The organism is uncultured Ruegeria sp., assembly GCF_947489545.1.
In the GTDB taxonomy this organism is placed as follows: domain Bacteria; phylum Pseudomonadota; class Alphaproteobacteria; order Rhodobacterales; family Rhodobacteraceae; genus Ruegeria.
In genome coordinates, this window is sequence record NZ_CANLDZ010000012.1 from 30,758 (window position 1) to 47,090 (window position 16,333).

A 16,333-nucleotide genomic window follows, 5' to 3' on the forward strand; every position below is an offset into this window, starting at 1 on the left:
CTTAGAAGTCCAGGTTCTCGACACTCAATGCGTTTTGCTGAATGAACTCACGACGGGGTTCGACCACGTCGCCCATCAGCTTGGTGAACAAGTCATCCGCTTCAACCATATCGTTCACCCGCACTTGCAACAGCGTCCGCGCGTCAGGATCCAGCGTGGTTTCCCAGAGTTGATCGGGGTTCATCTCGCCCAGGCCCTTGTAGCGTTGTAAGGACAGGCCCTTTTCGCCCTCTTCCAGAATGGCGCGCAGCAGGTCCAGCGGGCCGTGGATTGCTTGCAAGCGGTCGCGGCGGATCAGGCTGGCCGGCGTGTTGTAGATCTCTTGCAGGCTTTGGGTGAAGCTGCCGGTTTTGCGGGCCTCGCCCGACCGCAGCATCGGGCCGTCTAGTGTGCGCACTTCTTCGACGCCGCGCAGAATGCGAGCCAGACGGATGCCGTGATCTTGCGTGATGCGACCTTGCCAGCCGCGTTCATATTCCAACGCGATCAGGTCCAGACGCGCGGCGACCTTATCGGCGACACCTTGAAGATCGGCATCCACCGCGCCGGGCACAAAGGCGCCCGCAACGGCCGCCTGTTCCAGAATATGGCGCGGATAGTGGGTCGGGAACGCGTCCAGTACGCGCTTTAGCTGCCGGGCCTCATCCACAACCCTGGTCAGATCCTGACCGATGATTTCCTCACCCGAACCAAGCTTCAGCACGGCGCCTTCGACGCCTTGGTTGATGAGGTAGTCGTCCAGCGCTGCCTGATCTTTGAGATAAACCTCGGATTTGCCACGCGAGACCTTATAAAGCGGCGGCTGGGCAATATAGAGATATCCACCTTCAATCAGCTCCGGCATCTGGCGGTAGAAGAAGGTCAACAAAAGTGTCCGGATGTGCGCGCCGTCCACATCCGCATCGGTCATGATGACGATCTTGTGGTAGCGCAGCTTTTCGATGTTGAACTCATCGCGGCCAATGCCTGTGCCCAGCGCCATCACGAGGTTGCCAATCTCCTGTGACGACAGCATCCGGTCAAACCGTGCGCGTTCAACGTTCAAGATCTTACCGCGCAGTGGCAAAACGGCTTGTGTCAGCCGATCACGGCCCGTCTGTGCAGATCCCCCGGCCGAGTCACCCTCGACCAGGAAGACTTCGGTCTTGGACGGATCTTTTTCCGAACAGTCTTTCAGTTTTCCGGCCAGGTAATTCACATCCATGGCCGTCTTGCGACGTGTCAATTCACGGGCCTTACGTGCGGCCTCGCGCGCCAAGGCGGCTTCGATGATCTTGCCGACAATAATCTTGGCTTCGTTCGGGTTCTCCTCAAACCACTCGGCCAGTTTCTCATTCAGCATACTTTCCACCGCCGGACGAACTTCGGAGCTGACGAGCTTGTCTTTGGTCTGAGACGAGAATTTCGGATCCGGAACCTTTACCGACAGCACGCAAGTCAGACCTTCGCGGGCATCGTCACCGGTGAAGTTGATTTTCTCTTTTTTCGCGATCCCGCTGGATTGCGCATAGTTGTTTATAGTTCGGGTCAAAGCACCGCGGAAACCGGCAATATGGGTGCCGCCATCGCGCTGCGGAATGTTGTTGGTAAAGGGCAGAACCGTCTCATGGTAGCTGTCATTCCACCACATCGCGATTTCAACACCGATGTCGTCACGCTCGCCCTTGATATAGATCGGCTCTGGCATTGCAGAAGATTTTGACCGGTCCAGGTACTTTACGAATTCTTTGACGCCACCTTCGTAAAACAGCTCCGTCTCCAGCCGCTCAGCGGGGCGCTCATCGATCAGGATAATACGCACGCCTGAATTCAGGAATGCCAATTCGCGCAGGCGTTTTTCCAGTGTTTCGAAGGAGTATTCGAGGTTCGAGAACGTATCGGTCGACGCAAGGAACCGTACCTCGGTTCCTGTCCGGTCTCCGCAATCACCGACCACTTTCAAATGTTCCGTGGTTTCACCGCCTTCAAAGCGTGCCACATGTTCTTTGCCTTTGCGCCAGACGCGCAGTTCCAACCAATTGGACAGGGCGTTTACGACGGATACGCCCACACCGTGCAAACCTCCGGACACTTTGTACGAATTGCTGTCAAACTTACCGCCGGCATGCAGTTGGGTCATGATGACTTCGGCAGCAGAAACGCCCTCTTCGGGATGGATATCCACCGGAATTCCGCGGCCGTTGTCGCTGACAGATACGCTGGAATCAGCGTGAATTTTCACCGTCACATGGTCGGCGTGACCGGCCAGCGCCTCGTCAATTCCGTTGTCGACTACCTCGTACACCATGTGGTGCAGACCCGAGCCGTCATCGGTATCCCCGATATACATGCCGGGGCGCTTACGAACCGCCTCTAAGCCTTTGAGAACTTTGATGGAATCAGCGCCGTATTCCTGAGGTGCCTGTGCGTCTTCGGACATGCCGTTAGTACCTATATTATTTTAGGAACTTATACGTTCTCTGGTAGGGATTGTCACGCGATCCCCCAATATTTTGTGTTGGCATTGAATGTTTATATCCAACATGACCACCCAAGCCTGTTGCGTCAAAGCCGGTCGATATCTGCTGCAATATCCGCAGCTATTGCCCGCGCGTCCACGTCACTGCGCTCCGCCGACAATCGCAGACCCAAAAGGTCGGATTGATACCGCGCCGCCAGCCGATCAGGATCGTGTCCGGGTCTTATCTCACCCGCAGCTTGGGCTCGGCGAAACAGGTTCGCGAAACAGGCTTTCATCTGATCCAGATAAGCCGCCGCCCTTTGCGCCAGATCATGATCCTTGGCCTGCAATTCGGCATAGGTCTTTGCCAGCATGCAGGCTTTTGTGGGCGCCAGGGCATCTTCGATCACGCGCTTCGGCTGCGCCATGAGCGCGGCCTTGGGTCCTAAATTGTCAGCCAGCGCTGTCAGTCGGGCAATCCCATCCTGTGTGTAGCGCTCCAGTGCCAAAGCATAAAGCGCGTCTTTGGAGCCGAAGGCGGCATAGAAACTGCCCGGGTTCAGCTTCAACTCACGCTCCAGATCCTTCAGCGATGTTCCTGCCCAGCCCTGACGCCAGAAGACGTCACGGGCCTGCGCGATCAAGGCCTCTCGATCATATTCGGGTTTACGGGGCATCAGTTTCACCAATTCTTGAACGTTCGCTCAAATATATACTTGAACGATCACTCAAGAAAGCCTATTTCCACCCCATCGCGCCAAAAAAAGGAGTTCCGATATGGCTGACTTCCCCTCTCATGACCTCGAAACCGCCCCGGACGGGTCCAAACCACTGCTTGAGAAATCGCAGGCTGCATTCGGGCGTCTGCCAGGGTTGCACAAAGTCATGTCTGAAAGCCCCCAGCACCTGGAAGGCTATCAGGTTCTGCACCACCTGTTCCTGCAAACCGATTTCGATAATGACGAGAAAACCGTCGTCTGGCAGACCATTAACGTTGAAAACGAATGCCACTATTGCGTGCCCGCCCACACCGGCATCGCCAAGATGATGAAGGTCTCGGACGACATCACCAACGCATTGCGTGACGAGAAACCTCTGCCCACCGCCAAACTGAACGCGCTGCGCACGTTTACCTTACAGGTGATGCAGCAACGTGGAAACGTCACCGACGCAGAATTGCAGGCGTTCTTTGACGCAGGCTATTCGCACCGCGCAGTACTCGATGTGATCCTGGGCCTCGCGCAGAAAACCATGTCGAACTACGTCAACCACATGGCGCAAACGCCAGTAGACGAAGTCATGCAAGGTTTTCTGTGGGAACGTAAAGTTAGCGAACCCGCCTAGGTCGTCACGACCGAGCCGTCTTCGTCTTCGGTTACAACCAACGATTGGGCTCGGTCGCCCAGTTCGGCAAACAGCTCAGGCCCGGTGCCCGTCATCCAGGCCTGAGCGCCCAACGCGCAAATCTCGTCATACAATGCAGCCCTGCGCGTCGCGTCCAAATGCGCGGCCACCTCATCCAGCAAGACGATCGGCGGTGCGCCGACCATCCCTGCCAAGGCCCGCGCGTTCGACAGAATCAGCGAGACGAGCAGCGCCTTTTGCTCGCCTGTCGAGCAATCTTTGGCTGGCACCCCCTTGGCAGCAAAGACAGCATACAGGTCCGACCGGTGCGGCCCGACCAAAGTCCGTCCCGCCGCCAGATCGCGAAACCGGCTTTCTGCCAAGGCGTCCCGCAGATCGTCTTCGGTCGTCGGCATTGTGCCTTCAGTCTGAACAAGCTCCAACTTAGCGGATGGAAAGGCAGTTTCAGCCTGATCCTGCGCAGTCCTTAAATGATCCAATGCAGCCTCGCGTGCCACATGTATGCGAGAGCCCGTTTCGGCCATCTGCCCTTCCAGCGCAGCATACCAATGGCCATCCCGCACCTGGTCCTTCAGCAGCCGATTGCGCTCGCGCATAGCCTTTTCATATGTCAGCGACGCTTCGGCATGAGCGGGATCGAAACTCAGGGCAATCCGGTCCAAAAACCGGCGCCGCCCTTCGGCGCCTTCGATCCACAGCCTGTCCATTGACGGGATCAGCCAGACAACGCGCGCCAACTTGCCGAGTTCAATCTGGTTGGAGGCTTTGTCATCAATCCGAACCTGCCGCGCCGCGCCAGATTCGGACCAGGTTTCAATTTCCGACCGATGTCCAAGAGAAACCAGTACTCCGGACAGCTTCCAGCCTAGCGCCTCTGGCCTGCGAGTCATTTCGGCAGCGCTGGCCCGGCGCAATCCACGCCCGGGTGAAAACAGAGAGACGGCTTCTAGAATATTGGTCTTGCCTGCGCCATTCGGCCCATGAATAATCACAGGCCGCCCGTCCAGTGACAGCCGCGACAGTTTGTGCGACCGAAAATGCGAGACTGTCAGCTCGGTCAGGGCCAAAGCCATGACCCCTCCCTTCATCTTTTCAAAAATACTCGCGCCGGAGGCATCGCGCGTCAGCGCGATCAGACGCGCATAGGCATGACGACATAAACCGCACTCTGATCATTGCCTTCGCGCATCAATGTCGGGTCACCTGCGGAATTGAACATGAAAACCGCGTTTTCCCGATCCACCTGAGATGCGATTTCCAGCAGGTACTTGGCGTTGAAACCAATTTCCAGCCGTTCATCACCGTAGGCCACAGCAAGCTCTTCTTCAGCAGCACCGCTGTCGGGTGCGTTCACTGAAAGCACAAGCCTATCCGCATCAAGCTGCAGTTTGACGGCGCGGGACCGTTCTGACGACACAGTCGCAACTCGGTCTACCGCCTGCGCGAATTCGGCTGCGTCAACTTCCAGCTTCCGGTTGTTCCCCTGTGGAATGACACGCGTGTAATCCGGGAAGGTTCCGTCGATCACCTTTGAGGTCAAGGTAATATCAGGCGTTGCAAAGCGAATCTTGGTTTCACTGACCGAGACGGCAATGTCCATCTCGTCATCTTCCAGCAGCTTACGCAGCTCTCCCACCGTCTTGCGCGGCACAATCACACCCGGCATATCCGCCGCACCGTCCGGCAGGTCGGCATCAATGCGCGCCAGTCGATGCCCATCTGTTGCCACGCACCGCAGAACCTTTCCGCCGTCAGATCCATCTGAAATATGCATGTAAACCCCGTTCAGATAGTAGCGGGTTTCTTCGGTTGAGATGGCAAACTTCGATTTGTCGAACAATCGGCGCAACAGCGCAGCGGATGCGGTAAAGTTCGATGCATATTCCGAAGATGCCATCACCGGAAAATCTTCTTTCGGCAAAGTTGCCAGCGAGAAATTCGATCGCCCGGCCTCGACCGTCAATCGACCCGCGGCGCTGTCGGCCGTCAGCGTCACCAGGGCGCCATCCGGCAGCTTTCGTACGATCTCGTGCAACGTGGTTGCGGCAACCGTGGTGGCCCCGGCTTTTTCTACCTGCGCCGGGGCTTTGTCGACAACTTCGATGTCCAGATCTGTTGCACGAAACTGCGCTGTATCGCCTTCGGCCTCGATCAGCACATTGGCCAGGATCGGAATTGTGTTGCGGCGTTCCACAACGGACTGAGCCTGCGAAACGGCCTTGAGAAGGGTGCCGCGTTCGATGCTGATCTTCATACCCTCAATTCCTCTGACTTAAGTGCCGAAATAGGCGGGACTGGCAAGTTAGCGGTTCAGCCCTGAGGCACAAGGATTTTTTATGGATTTCTGGGTCGGAATACCCATTGCGTCAAGAGGCACGTGGTGCGCCGGTCACAGTTCAGCATCGACCGTGGACAATTGCGCACAAGAAAACGCCCCGGACATCAAATCCAGGGCGTTCCTGACTGGTTTTGGCGATTTACCTCAGGCTTCGAGCGACCGGCGCAGCATTTCCACATCTTCGGCGATCTGGCCGTCTGTCACTTTCAACTCTTCAATACGTCTGACGCCGTGCATGACCGTGGTGTGATCACGCCCGCCAAACCGGCGGCCAATCTCGGGCAGCGAACGGCTTGTCAATTGTTTGCACAGATACATCGCGACCTGACGCGGGCGGGCGTAAGACCGCAAACGTTTGGGCCCGATGATATCTGACAGGCGGATATTGTAGTAGTCTGACACCTTGCGCTGAATCTCTTCGACAGAGATCTTGCGCTCAGACGCCCGCAGCACGTCGGCCAGGCAATCCTGCGTCAGCTCCATATCGATTTCGCGACCCACGAGCGATGCAAATGCAAACAGACGTGTCAGCGCGCCTTCAAGCACGCGGACATTGGTCGAGATACGATGCGCGAGGAACTCCAGCACGCCGTCGGTTATGGTCAGATCAGGGTAGGTGCTGCGGTATTGCTGCACCTTGTTCTGCAGGATACCCAGGCGCAGTTCATAGTCGGTTGGGTGCAAGTCAACAACCAAGCCACATTGCAGACGCGACTTTACACGATCTTCAAGGTCCTTGATCTCGCCCGGCGCACGGTCGGCCGAAATGATGATCTGCTTGTTCTGATCCACCAGTGCATTGAACGTATGGAAGAATTCTTCCTGCGTCGAATCTTTGCCCGCGATGAATTGGACGTCATCAACCATCAGCACGTCAACCGAGCGGAACAGGTGCTTGAAATCCATCATCCGACGCTCGCGCAGGGCCTGCACAAAGCGGTACATGAATTGTTCGGCGGATAGGTACAGCACGTTCAGCTCGGGATGCTTGGTTTTGAGTTCCCACGCAATGGCATGCATCAGATGTGTCTTACCCAGCCCAACACCGCCATAAAGAACCAGTGGGTTGAAGGTGACGGGCCCGCCTTCCGAGACGCGGCGTGCGGCGGCATGGGCCAGTTCGTTGGGCTTGCCAACAACAAAGCTGTCGAAAGTAAAACGGGAATCCAGAGGCGCAGCTTGCAATGAATCCAACGGGGATTGTGGGTTATCCATTTGCGGCACAACAGCTACCTCCGGCGTCGCCTTGGGTGAAGAATCGGTCACTTGCGTTGGCCGAACCGGTGAGTTGGCGGCGACGCGAAAGGCAAGGCGCTGCACCGTTTCACCCGAGGTGTTGAGCTCGTATAAAATGAGGTCCGCAAAATTCTGGCTGACATAGTTGCCCATGAAATTGGTCGGCACCGAAAAGACGGCCACACCATCCTGCAACTCCTGAAACTCCAGAGGTTCAATCCAGGTGGTGAAGTTGTTCCGACCAATAGCCTTCAGCAACTTGTTTCGAAGTAGTCCCCATTTCTCTTGTGTCATTCAGCGCCTCACGCATCCCATTCTTATTGGCCTGCCGGCCTTATCAATATGATCCGGTTCCCCGGTTTATGTACCCACACGCACAAAGGTCTACCGTCGCCAAACCAGGGGTTCAGCGGGTCAATCCTTGAAAGCTCGGTTCTTCCGTTTTCTGAACACTCCACAAAACAGGAGTGCCCCGAAAACCGGGTTGCACGTCGCAATCTCATTTTTCGACAGGGCCAAGATCAGCGGTTGTCCCGTGATCCTTAGCAGATCGGCAGCCCGGCCTAGGCCGGTCGACGACTAACGTTCCACAAACTTCCTGATGCCCGTCAGTCCGAAAGTGGAAACAGCCTGTCCCCCCAAGCGAGTGAATCGCTGGAACAGTGGTAGCAAGAGCAGCCCGGTCGCGGCAACGAAACTCTGATATTGACTCGGGTCTTTGGCCGAAAGAATCTCTTGGTTTTGGGAAGGCGCGGTATTCTGGCAACACGAAAAAAAGCGTCGCAAGCCGCGACGCTTTTAAAATAGTTCAGCCTTGCTTACGTGACCCTAGGTCACCTTCTGGGCTTAACCCAGAGCTTTAACGCGCGACGACAGACGCGACATTTTGCGGGCTGCGGTATTCTTGTGGAAGACGCCTTTGGTGACGCCGCGCATCAGCTCGGGCTGAGCTGCACGCAGAGCTGCGGTTGCAGCGTCTTTGTCGCCGGATGCGATCGCTTCTTCAACTTTACGCAGGTAGGTGCGGATGCGCGAACGACGCGCTTTGTTTACTGCGAAACGCTTTTCGTTCTGACGAGCGCGCTTCTTTGCCTGGGGCGAGTTTGCCATGTGTGTCTCTGACCTTTGTTCGGTACGGTTATCTGGGTTGCGCGCCACGGGTTTGTCCGCACCGGATCAGGAATCACGAGTGTGAGTCGGGCCAAGCGGGCCGCACGCGCATGTATAGCGGCGCTAGTTATCCAAGTTTGTTGGGTTTGCCAAGCCGATTCTTAAAAACTGGCAAAAGCTGAGGAATCGACCCCGCCAGCTTCATCATTTACCCTTTAACTTGAAGTAGTAGAAGTAAGCTAAGACAAGAAAGATCGCTGATACCGTCAAATCGACGGAAAGGTATGATTGACCAGTCTTCCATCTATAGAAAACTAAGATGGCGACTGCTCCGCAGCACCCCAAGAATTCAACCACATTACCCTTCATTTCAACTTACGCTAACCGGTATTCAATTTCATTTTAAGGCCCACAACTGATTGCTAACTAAAAGTTGCATGCCCGAAATAGTGTAAGCACACCTCCCCGCTAAGCCAGAGCTTTAGCCTGACGCTCTTCGCCCAGTTCACACTAAGGTACTATTTGTCGCGGAACTGAGCTGCGCGCTTTTCAAGGAATGCGGCCATGCCTTCTTTCTGATCTTCGGTCGCGAACATGGAGTGGAATACGCGACGCTCGAACAGCATGCCTTCACTCAGCGGCAATTCATAGCTGCGGTTAACCGCCTCTTTCGCGGCCATTGCAGACAGCTGGGATTTCTCAGCAATTTTCTGAGCAGCCCCGATTGCTTCTTCCATCAACTTCTTAGCGGGCACAACCCGGCTGACCAAACCTGAGCGGTCAGCCTCTTCCGCGTCCATAAAACGGCCGGTCAGGTTCATGTCCATCGACTTGGATTTACCAACAAACCGGGTCAGTCGCTGGCTGCCACCCAAACCGGCAATGACGCCCAGATTGATTTCAGGCTGGCCAAACTTGGCCGTATCGGCGGCGATAATGAAATCGCACAACATCGCCAGTTCACATCCTCCGCCCAGCGCGTAACCTGCCACGGCTGCGATGATCGGTTTGCGGATAGCGCAAATACGATCATTGACGTCGCCAAACAGGTTTTGGCCGTAAACGTCAACAAAGCTCATTTCGGACATCTCTTTGATGTCTGCCCCCGCAGCAAAAGCCTTGTCCGACCCGGTGATGACGATGCAGCGCACCTTATCGTTATCGTCAGCCTCTTCCAACGCGGTGCACAATTCACCCATCAACTGGGTGTTCAGTGCATTCAACGCATCGGGTCTGTCGAGCTTGATAAGGGCAACGTGGTCTTCGATTTCGACGATGATCGTCTCAAAAGCCATGAGATGCGAGCTTTCAGTTGTTCCGTTCAGATACGATTCCTTATCACGCAAAAACGCTGGATCAAGCTATCTTTGGCATTGCGCACAATAGAATGATGAGCGACCCGACTGGGTGATTCTCTTGATTGGTCGTCCACAGCCATCGGTTCGGCAGGCCTCACCTTCACGTCCATATACATCAAAGCTGTGCTGAAAATATCCAAGTTCTCCATCGGCTTGTCTGAAATCTCGCAGGGACGACCCGCCCGCCTCGATCGCGTCCCGCAACACTTTCCGGATGATCGGAACCAAGGCCGCGACGCGTTGCGAAGAAATTTGACCAGCTTTACGACGTGGCGACACACCAGCACGAAAAAGCGCTTCGCAAACATAGATGTTGCCCAGACCCGCAACGATTCCCTGATCCAGAAGCGCGGATTTGACTGGCGTGTTCTTATCGCGAAACCCATCAATCAAATGCTGTTCGTGGAAATCATTGCCCAACGGCTCGGGCCCAAGCACAGATAGCAGTTTGTGACTTTCCGCAGTCGCGGTCTGTAACAAGTCCATCGCTCCGAACCGGCGCGGATCATTAAAAGTGATGCGCGCGCCATTTTCCATGTGAAACACCACGTGGTCATGTTTTTCGGGCATCGGATGCGTGTGCGCAAACTGCCCGAGCGGATCGCCCGAAACCGTCAAGCGCCCAGACATCCCAAGATGAACCAGCAAGGTTTCCCCGCTGCTGAGATCCGCGAGAATGTATTTTGACCTTCGGCGCAGACGATCGACTCGCTGCCCTGTCAGCCGGTCGGCCATCCGCTCGGGAAACGGCCAGCGCAAATCGGGGCGATTCACATCCGCCTTGTCAATCACCACACCCTCCATTGCAGGGGTCAGGCCGCGTCTTACTGTCTCGACCTCGGGCAATTCGGGCATCTGAGAGCTCCTAATTCAATGGGCCGCATTGTGCCCGGTCCTTATCGCCCTATAACAGAGGCGAAATTCGACAAACGGCAAGGCTTATGTCCGACAATAGCGACAAGACCACTCATTTCGGGTTCGAAACCGTGCGCGAGGCTGAAAAGGCCGGCCGCGTGCAGGGCGTGTTCAACTCGGTCGCCTCGAAGTACGATGTGATGAACGACGTTATGTCGATGGGCATCCACCGCATCTGGAAGGACGCGATGATGGATTGGCTTGCGCCCCGCCCCGGCCAGCGACTGTTGGATGTGGCGGGCGGCACCGGAGATATTTCGTTCCGGTTCCTCAAGCGTGCGGGGCACGGTCACGCCACCGTTCTTGACTTGACCGAGCCGATGTTGACCGAAGGCCGTCAGCGCGCCGAAGCCGACCAGATGTCGGACAGTCTGAACTGGGTGGTGGGCGACGCGATGTCCCTCCCCTTCGAAGACAACACCTTTGACGTCTACACAATCTCGTTTGGTATTCGCAACGTGACCCGTCCTCAGGAAGCGCTGAACGAAGCCTATCGTGTGCTGAAGCCCGGCGGCCGTCTCATGGTGCTGGAGTTCAGCCAATTGCCGAATGACGGTCTGCAAAAGCTCTATGACCTCTATAGCTTCAATGTCATCCCGCGCATGGGCAAGTTAATCGCCAACGATTACGACAGCTATCAGTATCTTGTGGAATCGATCCGCAACTTCCCGGATCAGGACACGTTTCTGGGCATGGTCCGCTCCGCCGGGTTCGAAAACGCCAAGTATCGCAACCTCAGCATGGGCATCGCCGCGCTGCATTCCGGCTGGAAGATCTGACGCATGCGCGGACCACACAACATCATTCGCCTGATCCGCACAGGCGCCACGCTAGAGCGCACGGGCGCAATGAATGTCGTTCTTGACGCGTTCGAGGCACCGCGCTCATTGCGCTTCGTGGCCCATGCGCTGGGCAAACCCTTCCAATGGCTTGGCTACAAAGGCGACCTCGCGATGCCGCCCGCCACGCGCGCCCTGACGGCGCTGGGTCCTGCCTACATCAAGTTCGGTCAGGTGCTCTCAACGCGCCCGGATGTGGTTGGAAACGAGCTGGCCGAACAATTGCGTGTGCTGCAGGATAAGCTGCCCCCTTTTTCAAGAGCCGAGGCGATGGCCGAAGTGGAAAGAGAACTTGGCCAACCCGTGGCCGAGATTTTCAGCGAGTTCAGTGAACCCATCGCCGCCGCATCAATTGCACAGGTTCACAAGGCAAAGCTCGTCAGCACCCGTGAAGACGTCGCCGTCAAGGTCCTGCGCCCAGGTATCGAGCGGGCGTTCCGCAAAGACGTCGACGCGTTCTATTTCGCCGCCCGGATCGTGCAGCTGTTTGCGCCCAGCGCCCGACGCCTGCGACCCATGGAGGTGATCGAGCATTTCGATGGGGTAGTCCGGGGCGAACTTGACCTGCGCCTGGAAAGCTCTGCCGCGTCAGAATACGCCGCCAACACAAAAAACGATTCCGGATTCTGGCTGCCACCGGTTGTCTGGTCCCTATCCGCCCGTCGCGTTATGACGCTCAGTTGGGCGGATGGTGTGCCGCTGGGTGAAAACGATGCGCTGGACGCCGCAGGTCACAATCGTAACGATCTGGCAGAGCGGGTCTTGCGCCTGTTTCTTCTGCACGCGCTACGCGACGGGTTTTTCCATGCTGATATGCATCAGGGCAACCTGAAAGTCGCCGCCAACGGGGACATCATTGCCTATGACTACGGCATCATGGGCCATATCGACGAATACACTCGCCGCGTCTATGCCGAAATTCTCTTCGGCTTCATCCGCCGCGATTACAAACGCGTGGCCGAAGTGCATTTCGAAGCGGGCTACGTGCCTGCCAATCAAGATGTGGACGAATTCGCCCGCGCCCTGCGCGCGGTGGGCGAGCCGATCTTTGGCATGGATGCAACGCATATCTCGATGGGCCGCCTGCTGAGCTATCTGTTCGAAGTGACCGAACGGTTCGGCATGGAAACCCGAACCGAGCTGATCCTGCTACAGCGCACAATGGTTGTGGTCGAGGGTGTGGCCCGTTCTCTGGACCCACATATGAACATCTGGGAGGTGGCGCGCCCGGTGGTCGAGGATTACATCAAGCAATCCATCGGCCCACGTGCAGCCCTGAGGGATCTTGGCAAAACCGCGATGGTTCTGGCTCGTTTTGGCCCACGGTTGCCTGCCTTGGTGGAAAGCGCCCTGATCGCCCAGACCCAAAAAGACGAACCGCAAAATTCGCGCCTTCGTTCGAAAATCCTGCCTGCAATTCTTGGTGCCGTAACCGGTGCCGCGGTTGTTTTGGTAATCCTGGCACTCGGTTAACTCCGACCCAACGACTTCATCTGGCCAAAAATGTCCTCGGGGGGAATCGCGCCTCGGCGCGATTGGGGGGGCAGACAGCCCCCCACGCCCGATCACCGATCAGAGCCGTTCAATGGCAATGGCGATCCCCTGACCACCACCAATGCACATTGTGATCAACCCTTTGGATCCACCGGTGCGCTCCAGCTCATATAGGGTCTTCAGCGTAATGATCGCTCCGGTGGCCCCGACAGGGTGCCCCAGTGCGATAGCCCCTCCATTGGGGTTAACCTTGGCAGCGTCCAGCCCCAGTTCCTGATTGACGGCCAGAGCCTGCGCCGCAAAGGCCTCGTTGCTTTCAACGACGTCGAAATCGCCTGCGGACAAACCGGTCTTCTTCAGCAGGTTCTGCACCGCCGGGACCGGGCCAATCCCCATCACCTCGGGGCGGACACCCGCATGGGCATACCCCAGAATGCGTGCCTTGGGTTTCAAACCCGCCTTCTCGGCCGCGTCTGCGGTGGCCAGGACCATCGCCGCGGCACCGTCATTGATGCCGGATGCATTACCGGCCGTAACCCGACCGTCTTTCTTGAAGACTGCCCGTAACCCTGCCAGCGCCTCAGCCGTGGTCGCTTTGGGGTGTTCGTCGACATTGAAATCAACCATGTCCCGCTTAACCTTGACCTGCACAGGCGTGATCTGGTTTTCGAAGTGCCCCGCCTCAATCGCAGCGGCGGCACGGGCCTGGCTCGTCAATGCGAACTCATCCATCTGCTCACGGCTGATCTGATGCTCATCCGCGACGTTCTCTGCCGTAACGCCCATGTGACCGGTGCCAAATGGACAGTTTAGTGCGCCCAGCATCATATCCATCGAGGTTACATCGCCCATCTTCGCACCCCACCGGGCCTGAGGCACAATGTAGGGGCTGCGCGACATGCTCTCGGCACCACCAGCCACTGCAAATTCGGCATCACCCAGCATCAGAGATTGGACGGCTGAGACAATCGCCTGCGCACCCGATCCACACAGACGGTTGACATTCATCGCTGGCGTTCCATTGGGAATACCCGCCTGCATCGCCGCCACCCGCGAAAGATACATGTCGCGGGGTTCGGTATTGATCACATGACCAAAGACTACATGTCCGATCTGTGCGCCTTCTACCCCCGAACGCTCAAGCGCTGCTTCGGTTGCGACGGTTGCCAGATCAATGGGGGCGGTTGATGCCAAGGCGCCGCCAAATGTTCCGATTGCGGTGCGGGCACCGTCCAGCAATACGATATCGGTCATATTTTTCTCCTCCAGGGTTTGGCGGCAGTATGCACTCGCAGCATAGGCCTGTCCCATAGGACGTCCCGTCACGACCAAGATTGACATTGCATCAGCCTGCGCGCATGAATTTCCGTCATGACGGAAGACACAGACGATATCCTGACACGCCTGCCCGCCCGCCTGAAAGAGGCCCGTCGTGCCAAAGGGCTTTCGCTCGAAGCCGTGGCAAACCTAAGCGGTGTGTCTCGGTCCATGGTCAGCCAGATCGAACGAGGTGAAAGCAGCCCGACAATCTCGACCCTGTGGAACCTGACCCGCGCATTGCAGGTGGATTTTGCAGGGCTTCTGGAAGAGGGCAGCGTCGCAGACCAGATTGAGGTTCTCAGAAGGGCTGAAGTGCCCAGCATCGACAATATGGGCCAGAACTGCCGCATCCGCATCTTATCGCCGCCCGAAGAGGCTGGCGGTCATGAGGTTTACGACATCCAGTTTGACCAAGATGGGGGGCTGAACAGCCAGCCACATGCGCGGGGTGCGCAGGAGCAATTGACCGTTCTGGAAGGCGCTGTTCGCGTGACATCAGGCTCCGCCGTGTCCGAATTACAGCAGGGTGATACTGCGCGGTACGCAGCAGACGTTGTGCACGCCATTTCCGCGAAGGGACCGGCCCGCGTCTTTCTGATCGTCAAAAACGCCTGACCTCGGCGGCATTCCGCCTTCACGGAAATTTTTCCGTAATCTTGTACTTCTCCTATTTGGGAAATTTGTCCGCTATGTTAGATGTGCGACTCAAAGCAAGGAGATCGCCATGGCAGATGCATTCCTGTCCCACATCACGGACACCCTGACGCAGATCGAATCTGAGGGGCTGTATAAGCGCGAGCGAATGATCACCTCGCCCCAGGGTGGTGAGATTACTGTGGGCGGCAAGCAGGTGATCAACCTGTGCGCCAACAACTATCTGGGCCTTGCGGATCATCCTGCCCTGATTGACGCCGCCAAAGACGCGATGGAGCCGAAGGGGTTCGGCATGGCCTCGGTTCGGTTCATCTGTGGCACGCAAGACATCCACCGCGAGTTGGAGCAGCGCCTGGCGAAGTTTCTGAATAAGGACGATTCGATCCTATTTGCCGCCTGTTTCGACGCCAATGGCGGGTTGTTCGAGCCTTTACTAGGGCCAGAAGACGCCATCATTTCGGACAGCCTGAACCACGCCTCGATCATCGACGGAGTGCGCCTGTGCAAGGCCAAACGCTATCGCTATCTGAACAACGACATGAACGACCTCGAAGCCTGGCTAAAACAGGCACGCGAGGACGGTTCGCGCCATATCATGATCGCGACCGATGGTGTGTTTTCAATGGATGGCTACCTGGCCAACCTGCCGAAAATTCGCGAACTGGCCGACAAATACGACGCGATTGTCATGGTGGACGACTGCCACGCCACCGGCTTTATGGGGCCGCAGGGTGCAGGCACACCAGATCACTTCGGTGTTGATGTAGACATCCTGACGGGAACACTGGGCAAGGCACTTGGGGGGGCAATCGGCGGTTACATCGCCGGGCCGCAGCCAGTGATCGACCTGCTGCGGCAGCGGGCGCGGCCCTATCTGTTTTCCAATTCGCTGCCGCCATCAATTGTCGCCGCCGGACTGGAAGCCATCCGTTTGGTCGAAGAGGGCGACATGCTGCGCGCCCAGTTGTTTGGTAACGCGAAATACTGGCGCGCGGGGCTGGAAAAGCTGGGCTTTGACCTACTGCCCGGCGAACACCCAATCATCCCGGTGATGCTGGGCGAGGCGCAACTGGCACAGGACATGGCATCAAGGCTGTTTGACGAAGGCGTCTATGTCTCGGGTTTTTTCTTCCCCGTGGTCCCTCGCGGGCAGGCGCGGATCAGAACGCAGATGAATGCAGCCCTTACCAAAGACGAACTAGACAGGGCACTGGCCGCATTTGGTAAGGTCGGTAAAGAGTTGGGGGTAATCTGATGCGACCCA

14 protein-coding genes are annotated in these 16,333 nt (G+C 56.9%); 5 read left to right on the top strand and 9 right to left on the bottom strand.

Annotated features, from left to right (window positions below; genetic code table 11):
- Window position 1: 1 nt before the first annotated feature.
- Together gyrB and Q1B13_RS16190 are read right to left on the bottom strand one after the other, a co-directional pair.
- Window positions 2–2,419: a DNA topoisomerase (ATP-hydrolyzing) subunit B gene (gyrB, locus tag Q1B13_RS16185; RefSeq protein ID WP_299082203.1), complete on the bottom strand. Its 2,418-nt coding sequence runs from the start codon at window positions 2,417–2,419 to the stop codon at window positions 2–4.
- Between the two features lie 125 nt (window positions 2,420–2,544).
- Window positions 2,545–3,117 (bottom strand): TetR/AcrR family transcriptional regulator, encoded by a 573-nt coding sequence (locus Q1B13_RS16190; RefSeq protein WP_299082204.1) that lies wholly within the window; start codon window positions 3,115–3,117, stop codon window positions 2,545–2,547.
- Between the two features lie 100 nt (window positions 3,118–3,217).
- On the opposite strand from Q1B13_RS16190, the gene Q1B13_RS16195 reads away from it, so the two are divergent.
- On the top strand, window positions 3,218–3,784 hold the full coding sequence (locus Q1B13_RS16195) for a carboxymuconolactone decarboxylase family protein (protein WP_299082205.1): 567 nt from the start codon (window positions 3,218–3,220) through the stop codon (window positions 3,782–3,784).
- Here the strand turns inward: Q1B13_RS16195 and recF are convergent.
- From recF to mutM, 6 genes are all read right to left on the bottom strand, one after another.
- Window positions 3,781–4,878: a DNA replication/repair protein RecF gene (recF, locus tag Q1B13_RS16200; protein ID WP_299082206.1), complete on the bottom strand. Its 1,098-nt coding sequence runs from the start codon at window positions 4,876–4,878 to the stop codon at window positions 3,781–3,783. The genes Q1B13_RS16195 and recF overlap by 4 nt on opposite strands.
- 59 nt (window positions 4,879–4,937) lie before the next feature.
- Window positions 4,938–6,059, bottom strand: a complete 1,122-nt coding sequence (gene dnaN, locus Q1B13_RS16205; RefSeq protein ID WP_299082207.1) for a DNA polymerase III subunit beta — start codon at window positions 6,057–6,059, stop codon at window positions 4,938–4,940.
- A 228-nt stretch (window positions 6,060–6,287) separates the two neighbouring features.
- Window positions 6,288–7,673: a chromosomal replication initiator protein DnaA gene (gene dnaA / locus Q1B13_RS16210; protein WP_299082210.1), complete on the bottom strand. Its 1,386-nt coding sequence runs from the start codon at window positions 7,671–7,673 to the stop codon at window positions 6,288–6,290.
- Between the two features lie 552 nt (window positions 7,674–8,225).
- Window positions 8,226–8,489 (bottom strand): 30S ribosomal protein S20, encoded by a 264-nt coding sequence (gene rpsT / locus Q1B13_RS16215; protein ID WP_170575014.1) that lies wholly within the window; start codon window positions 8,487–8,489, stop codon window positions 8,226–8,228.
- Window positions 8,490–9,007: 518 nt separating this feature from the next.
- Window positions 9,008–9,784, bottom strand: a complete 777-nt coding sequence (locus Q1B13_RS16220; RefSeq protein WP_298936524.1) for an enoyl-CoA hydratase — start codon at window positions 9,782–9,784, stop codon at window positions 9,008–9,010.
- Window positions 9,785–9,850: 66 nt separating this feature from the next.
- A complete protein-coding gene (gene mutM / locus Q1B13_RS16225; RefSeq protein ID WP_298936401.1) occupies window positions 9,851–10,702 on the bottom strand; it encodes a bifunctional DNA-formamidopyrimidine glycosylase/DNA-(apurinic or apyrimidinic site) lyase in 852 nt (283 codons plus the stop codon).
- Between the two features lie 86 nt (window positions 10,703–10,788).
- Here mutM and ubiE point away from each other — a divergent pair, with 86 nt between their 5' ends.
- The gene (gene ubiE, locus Q1B13_RS16230; protein WP_299082212.1) at window positions 10,789–11,541 is read left to right on the top strand and encodes a bifunctional demethylmenaquinone methyltransferase/2-methoxy-6-polyprenyl-1,4-benzoquinol methylase UbiE; all 753 of its coding nucleotides are present in this window, start codon (window positions 10,789–10,791) and stop codon (window positions 11,539–11,541) included.
- 3 nt (window positions 11,542–11,544) lie between these two features.
- Window positions 11,545–13,074 (top strand): 2-polyprenylphenol 6-hydroxylase, encoded by a 1,530-nt coding sequence (gene ubiB / locus Q1B13_RS16235; RefSeq protein WP_299082214.1) that lies wholly within the window; start codon window positions 11,545–11,547, stop codon window positions 13,072–13,074.
- A 99-nt stretch (window positions 13,075–13,173) separates the two neighbouring features.
- Here ubiB and Q1B13_RS16240 read toward each other — a convergent pair whose 3' ends face one another.
- Window positions 13,174–14,349, bottom strand: coding sequence for an acetyl-CoA C-acyltransferase family protein (locus Q1B13_RS16240; RefSeq protein ID WP_299082216.1), 1,176 nt, complete (start codon window positions 14,347–14,349; stop codon window positions 13,174–13,176).
- A 117-nt stretch (window positions 14,350–14,466) separates the two neighbouring features.
- Between Q1B13_RS16240 and Q1B13_RS16245 the strand changes: the two genes are divergently transcribed.
- Both Q1B13_RS16245 and Q1B13_RS16250 read left to right on the top strand, forming a co-directional pair.
- Window positions 14,467–15,030, top strand: coding sequence for an XRE family transcriptional regulator (locus tag Q1B13_RS16245; protein WP_299082218.1), 564 nt, complete (start codon window positions 14,467–14,469; stop codon window positions 15,028–15,030).
- A gap of 109 nt (window positions 15,031–15,139) precedes the next feature.
- Window positions 15,140–16,324: a glycine C-acetyltransferase gene (locus Q1B13_RS16250; RefSeq protein WP_299082220.1), complete on the top strand. Its 1,185-nt coding sequence runs from the start codon at window positions 15,140–15,142 to the stop codon at window positions 16,322–16,324.
- The last annotated feature ends 9 nt before the right edge of the window (window positions 16,325–16,333 follow it).

Bases quoted from the DNA above. Each gene is read 5' to 3' on its own strand.
- rpsT (WP_170575014.1), bottom strand. From the start codon at position 8,489: ATGGCAAACTCGCCCCAGGCAAAGAAGCGCGCTCGTCAGAACGAAAAG.
- Q1B13_RS16190 (WP_299082204.1), bottom strand. From the start codon at position 3,117: ATGCCCCGTAAACCCGAATATGATCGAGAGGCCTTGATCGCGCAGGCC.
- dnaA (WP_299082210.1), bottom strand. From the start codon at position 7,673: ATGACACAAGAGAAATGGGGACTACTTCGAAACAAGTTGCTGAAGGCT.
- Q1B13_RS16250 (WP_299082220.1), top strand. From the start codon at position 15,140: ATGGCAGATGCATTCCTGTCCCACATCACGGACACCCTGACGCAGATC.
- Q1B13_RS16240 (WP_299082216.1), bottom strand. From the start codon at position 14,349: ATGACCGATATCGTATTGCTGGACGGTGCCCGCACCGCAATCGGAACA.
- mutM (WP_298936401.1), bottom strand. From the start codon at position 10,702: ATGCCCGAATTGCCCGAGGTCGAGACAGTAAGACGCGGCCTGACCCCT.
- recF (WP_299082206.1), bottom strand. From the start codon at position 4,878: ATGGCTTTGGCCCTGACCGAGCTGACAGTCTCGCATTTTCGGTCGCAC.
- gyrB (WP_299082203.1), bottom strand. From the start codon at position 2,419: ATGTCCGAAGACGCACAGGCACCTCAGGAATACGGCGCTGATTCCATC.
- ubiB (WP_299082214.1), top strand. From the start codon at position 11,545: ATGCGCGGACCACACAACATCATTCGCCTGATCCGCACAGGCGCCACG.
- Q1B13_RS16245 (WP_299082218.1), top strand. From the start codon at position 14,467: ATGACGGAAGACACAGACGATATCCTGACACGCCTGCCCGCCCGCCTG.
- Q1B13_RS16220 (WP_298936524.1), bottom strand. From the start codon at position 9,784: ATGGCTTTTGAGACGATCATCGTCGAAATCGAAGACCACGTTGCCCTT.
- dnaN (WP_299082207.1), bottom strand. From the start codon at position 6,059: ATGAAGATCAGCATCGAACGCGGCACCCTTCTCAAGGCCGTTTCGCAG.
- ubiE (WP_299082212.1), top strand. From the start codon at position 10,789: ATGTCCGACAATAGCGACAAGACCACTCATTTCGGGTTCGAAACCGTG.
- Q1B13_RS16195 (WP_299082205.1), top strand. From the start codon at position 3,218: ATGGCTGACTTCCCCTCTCATGACCTCGAAACCGCCCCGGACGGGTCC.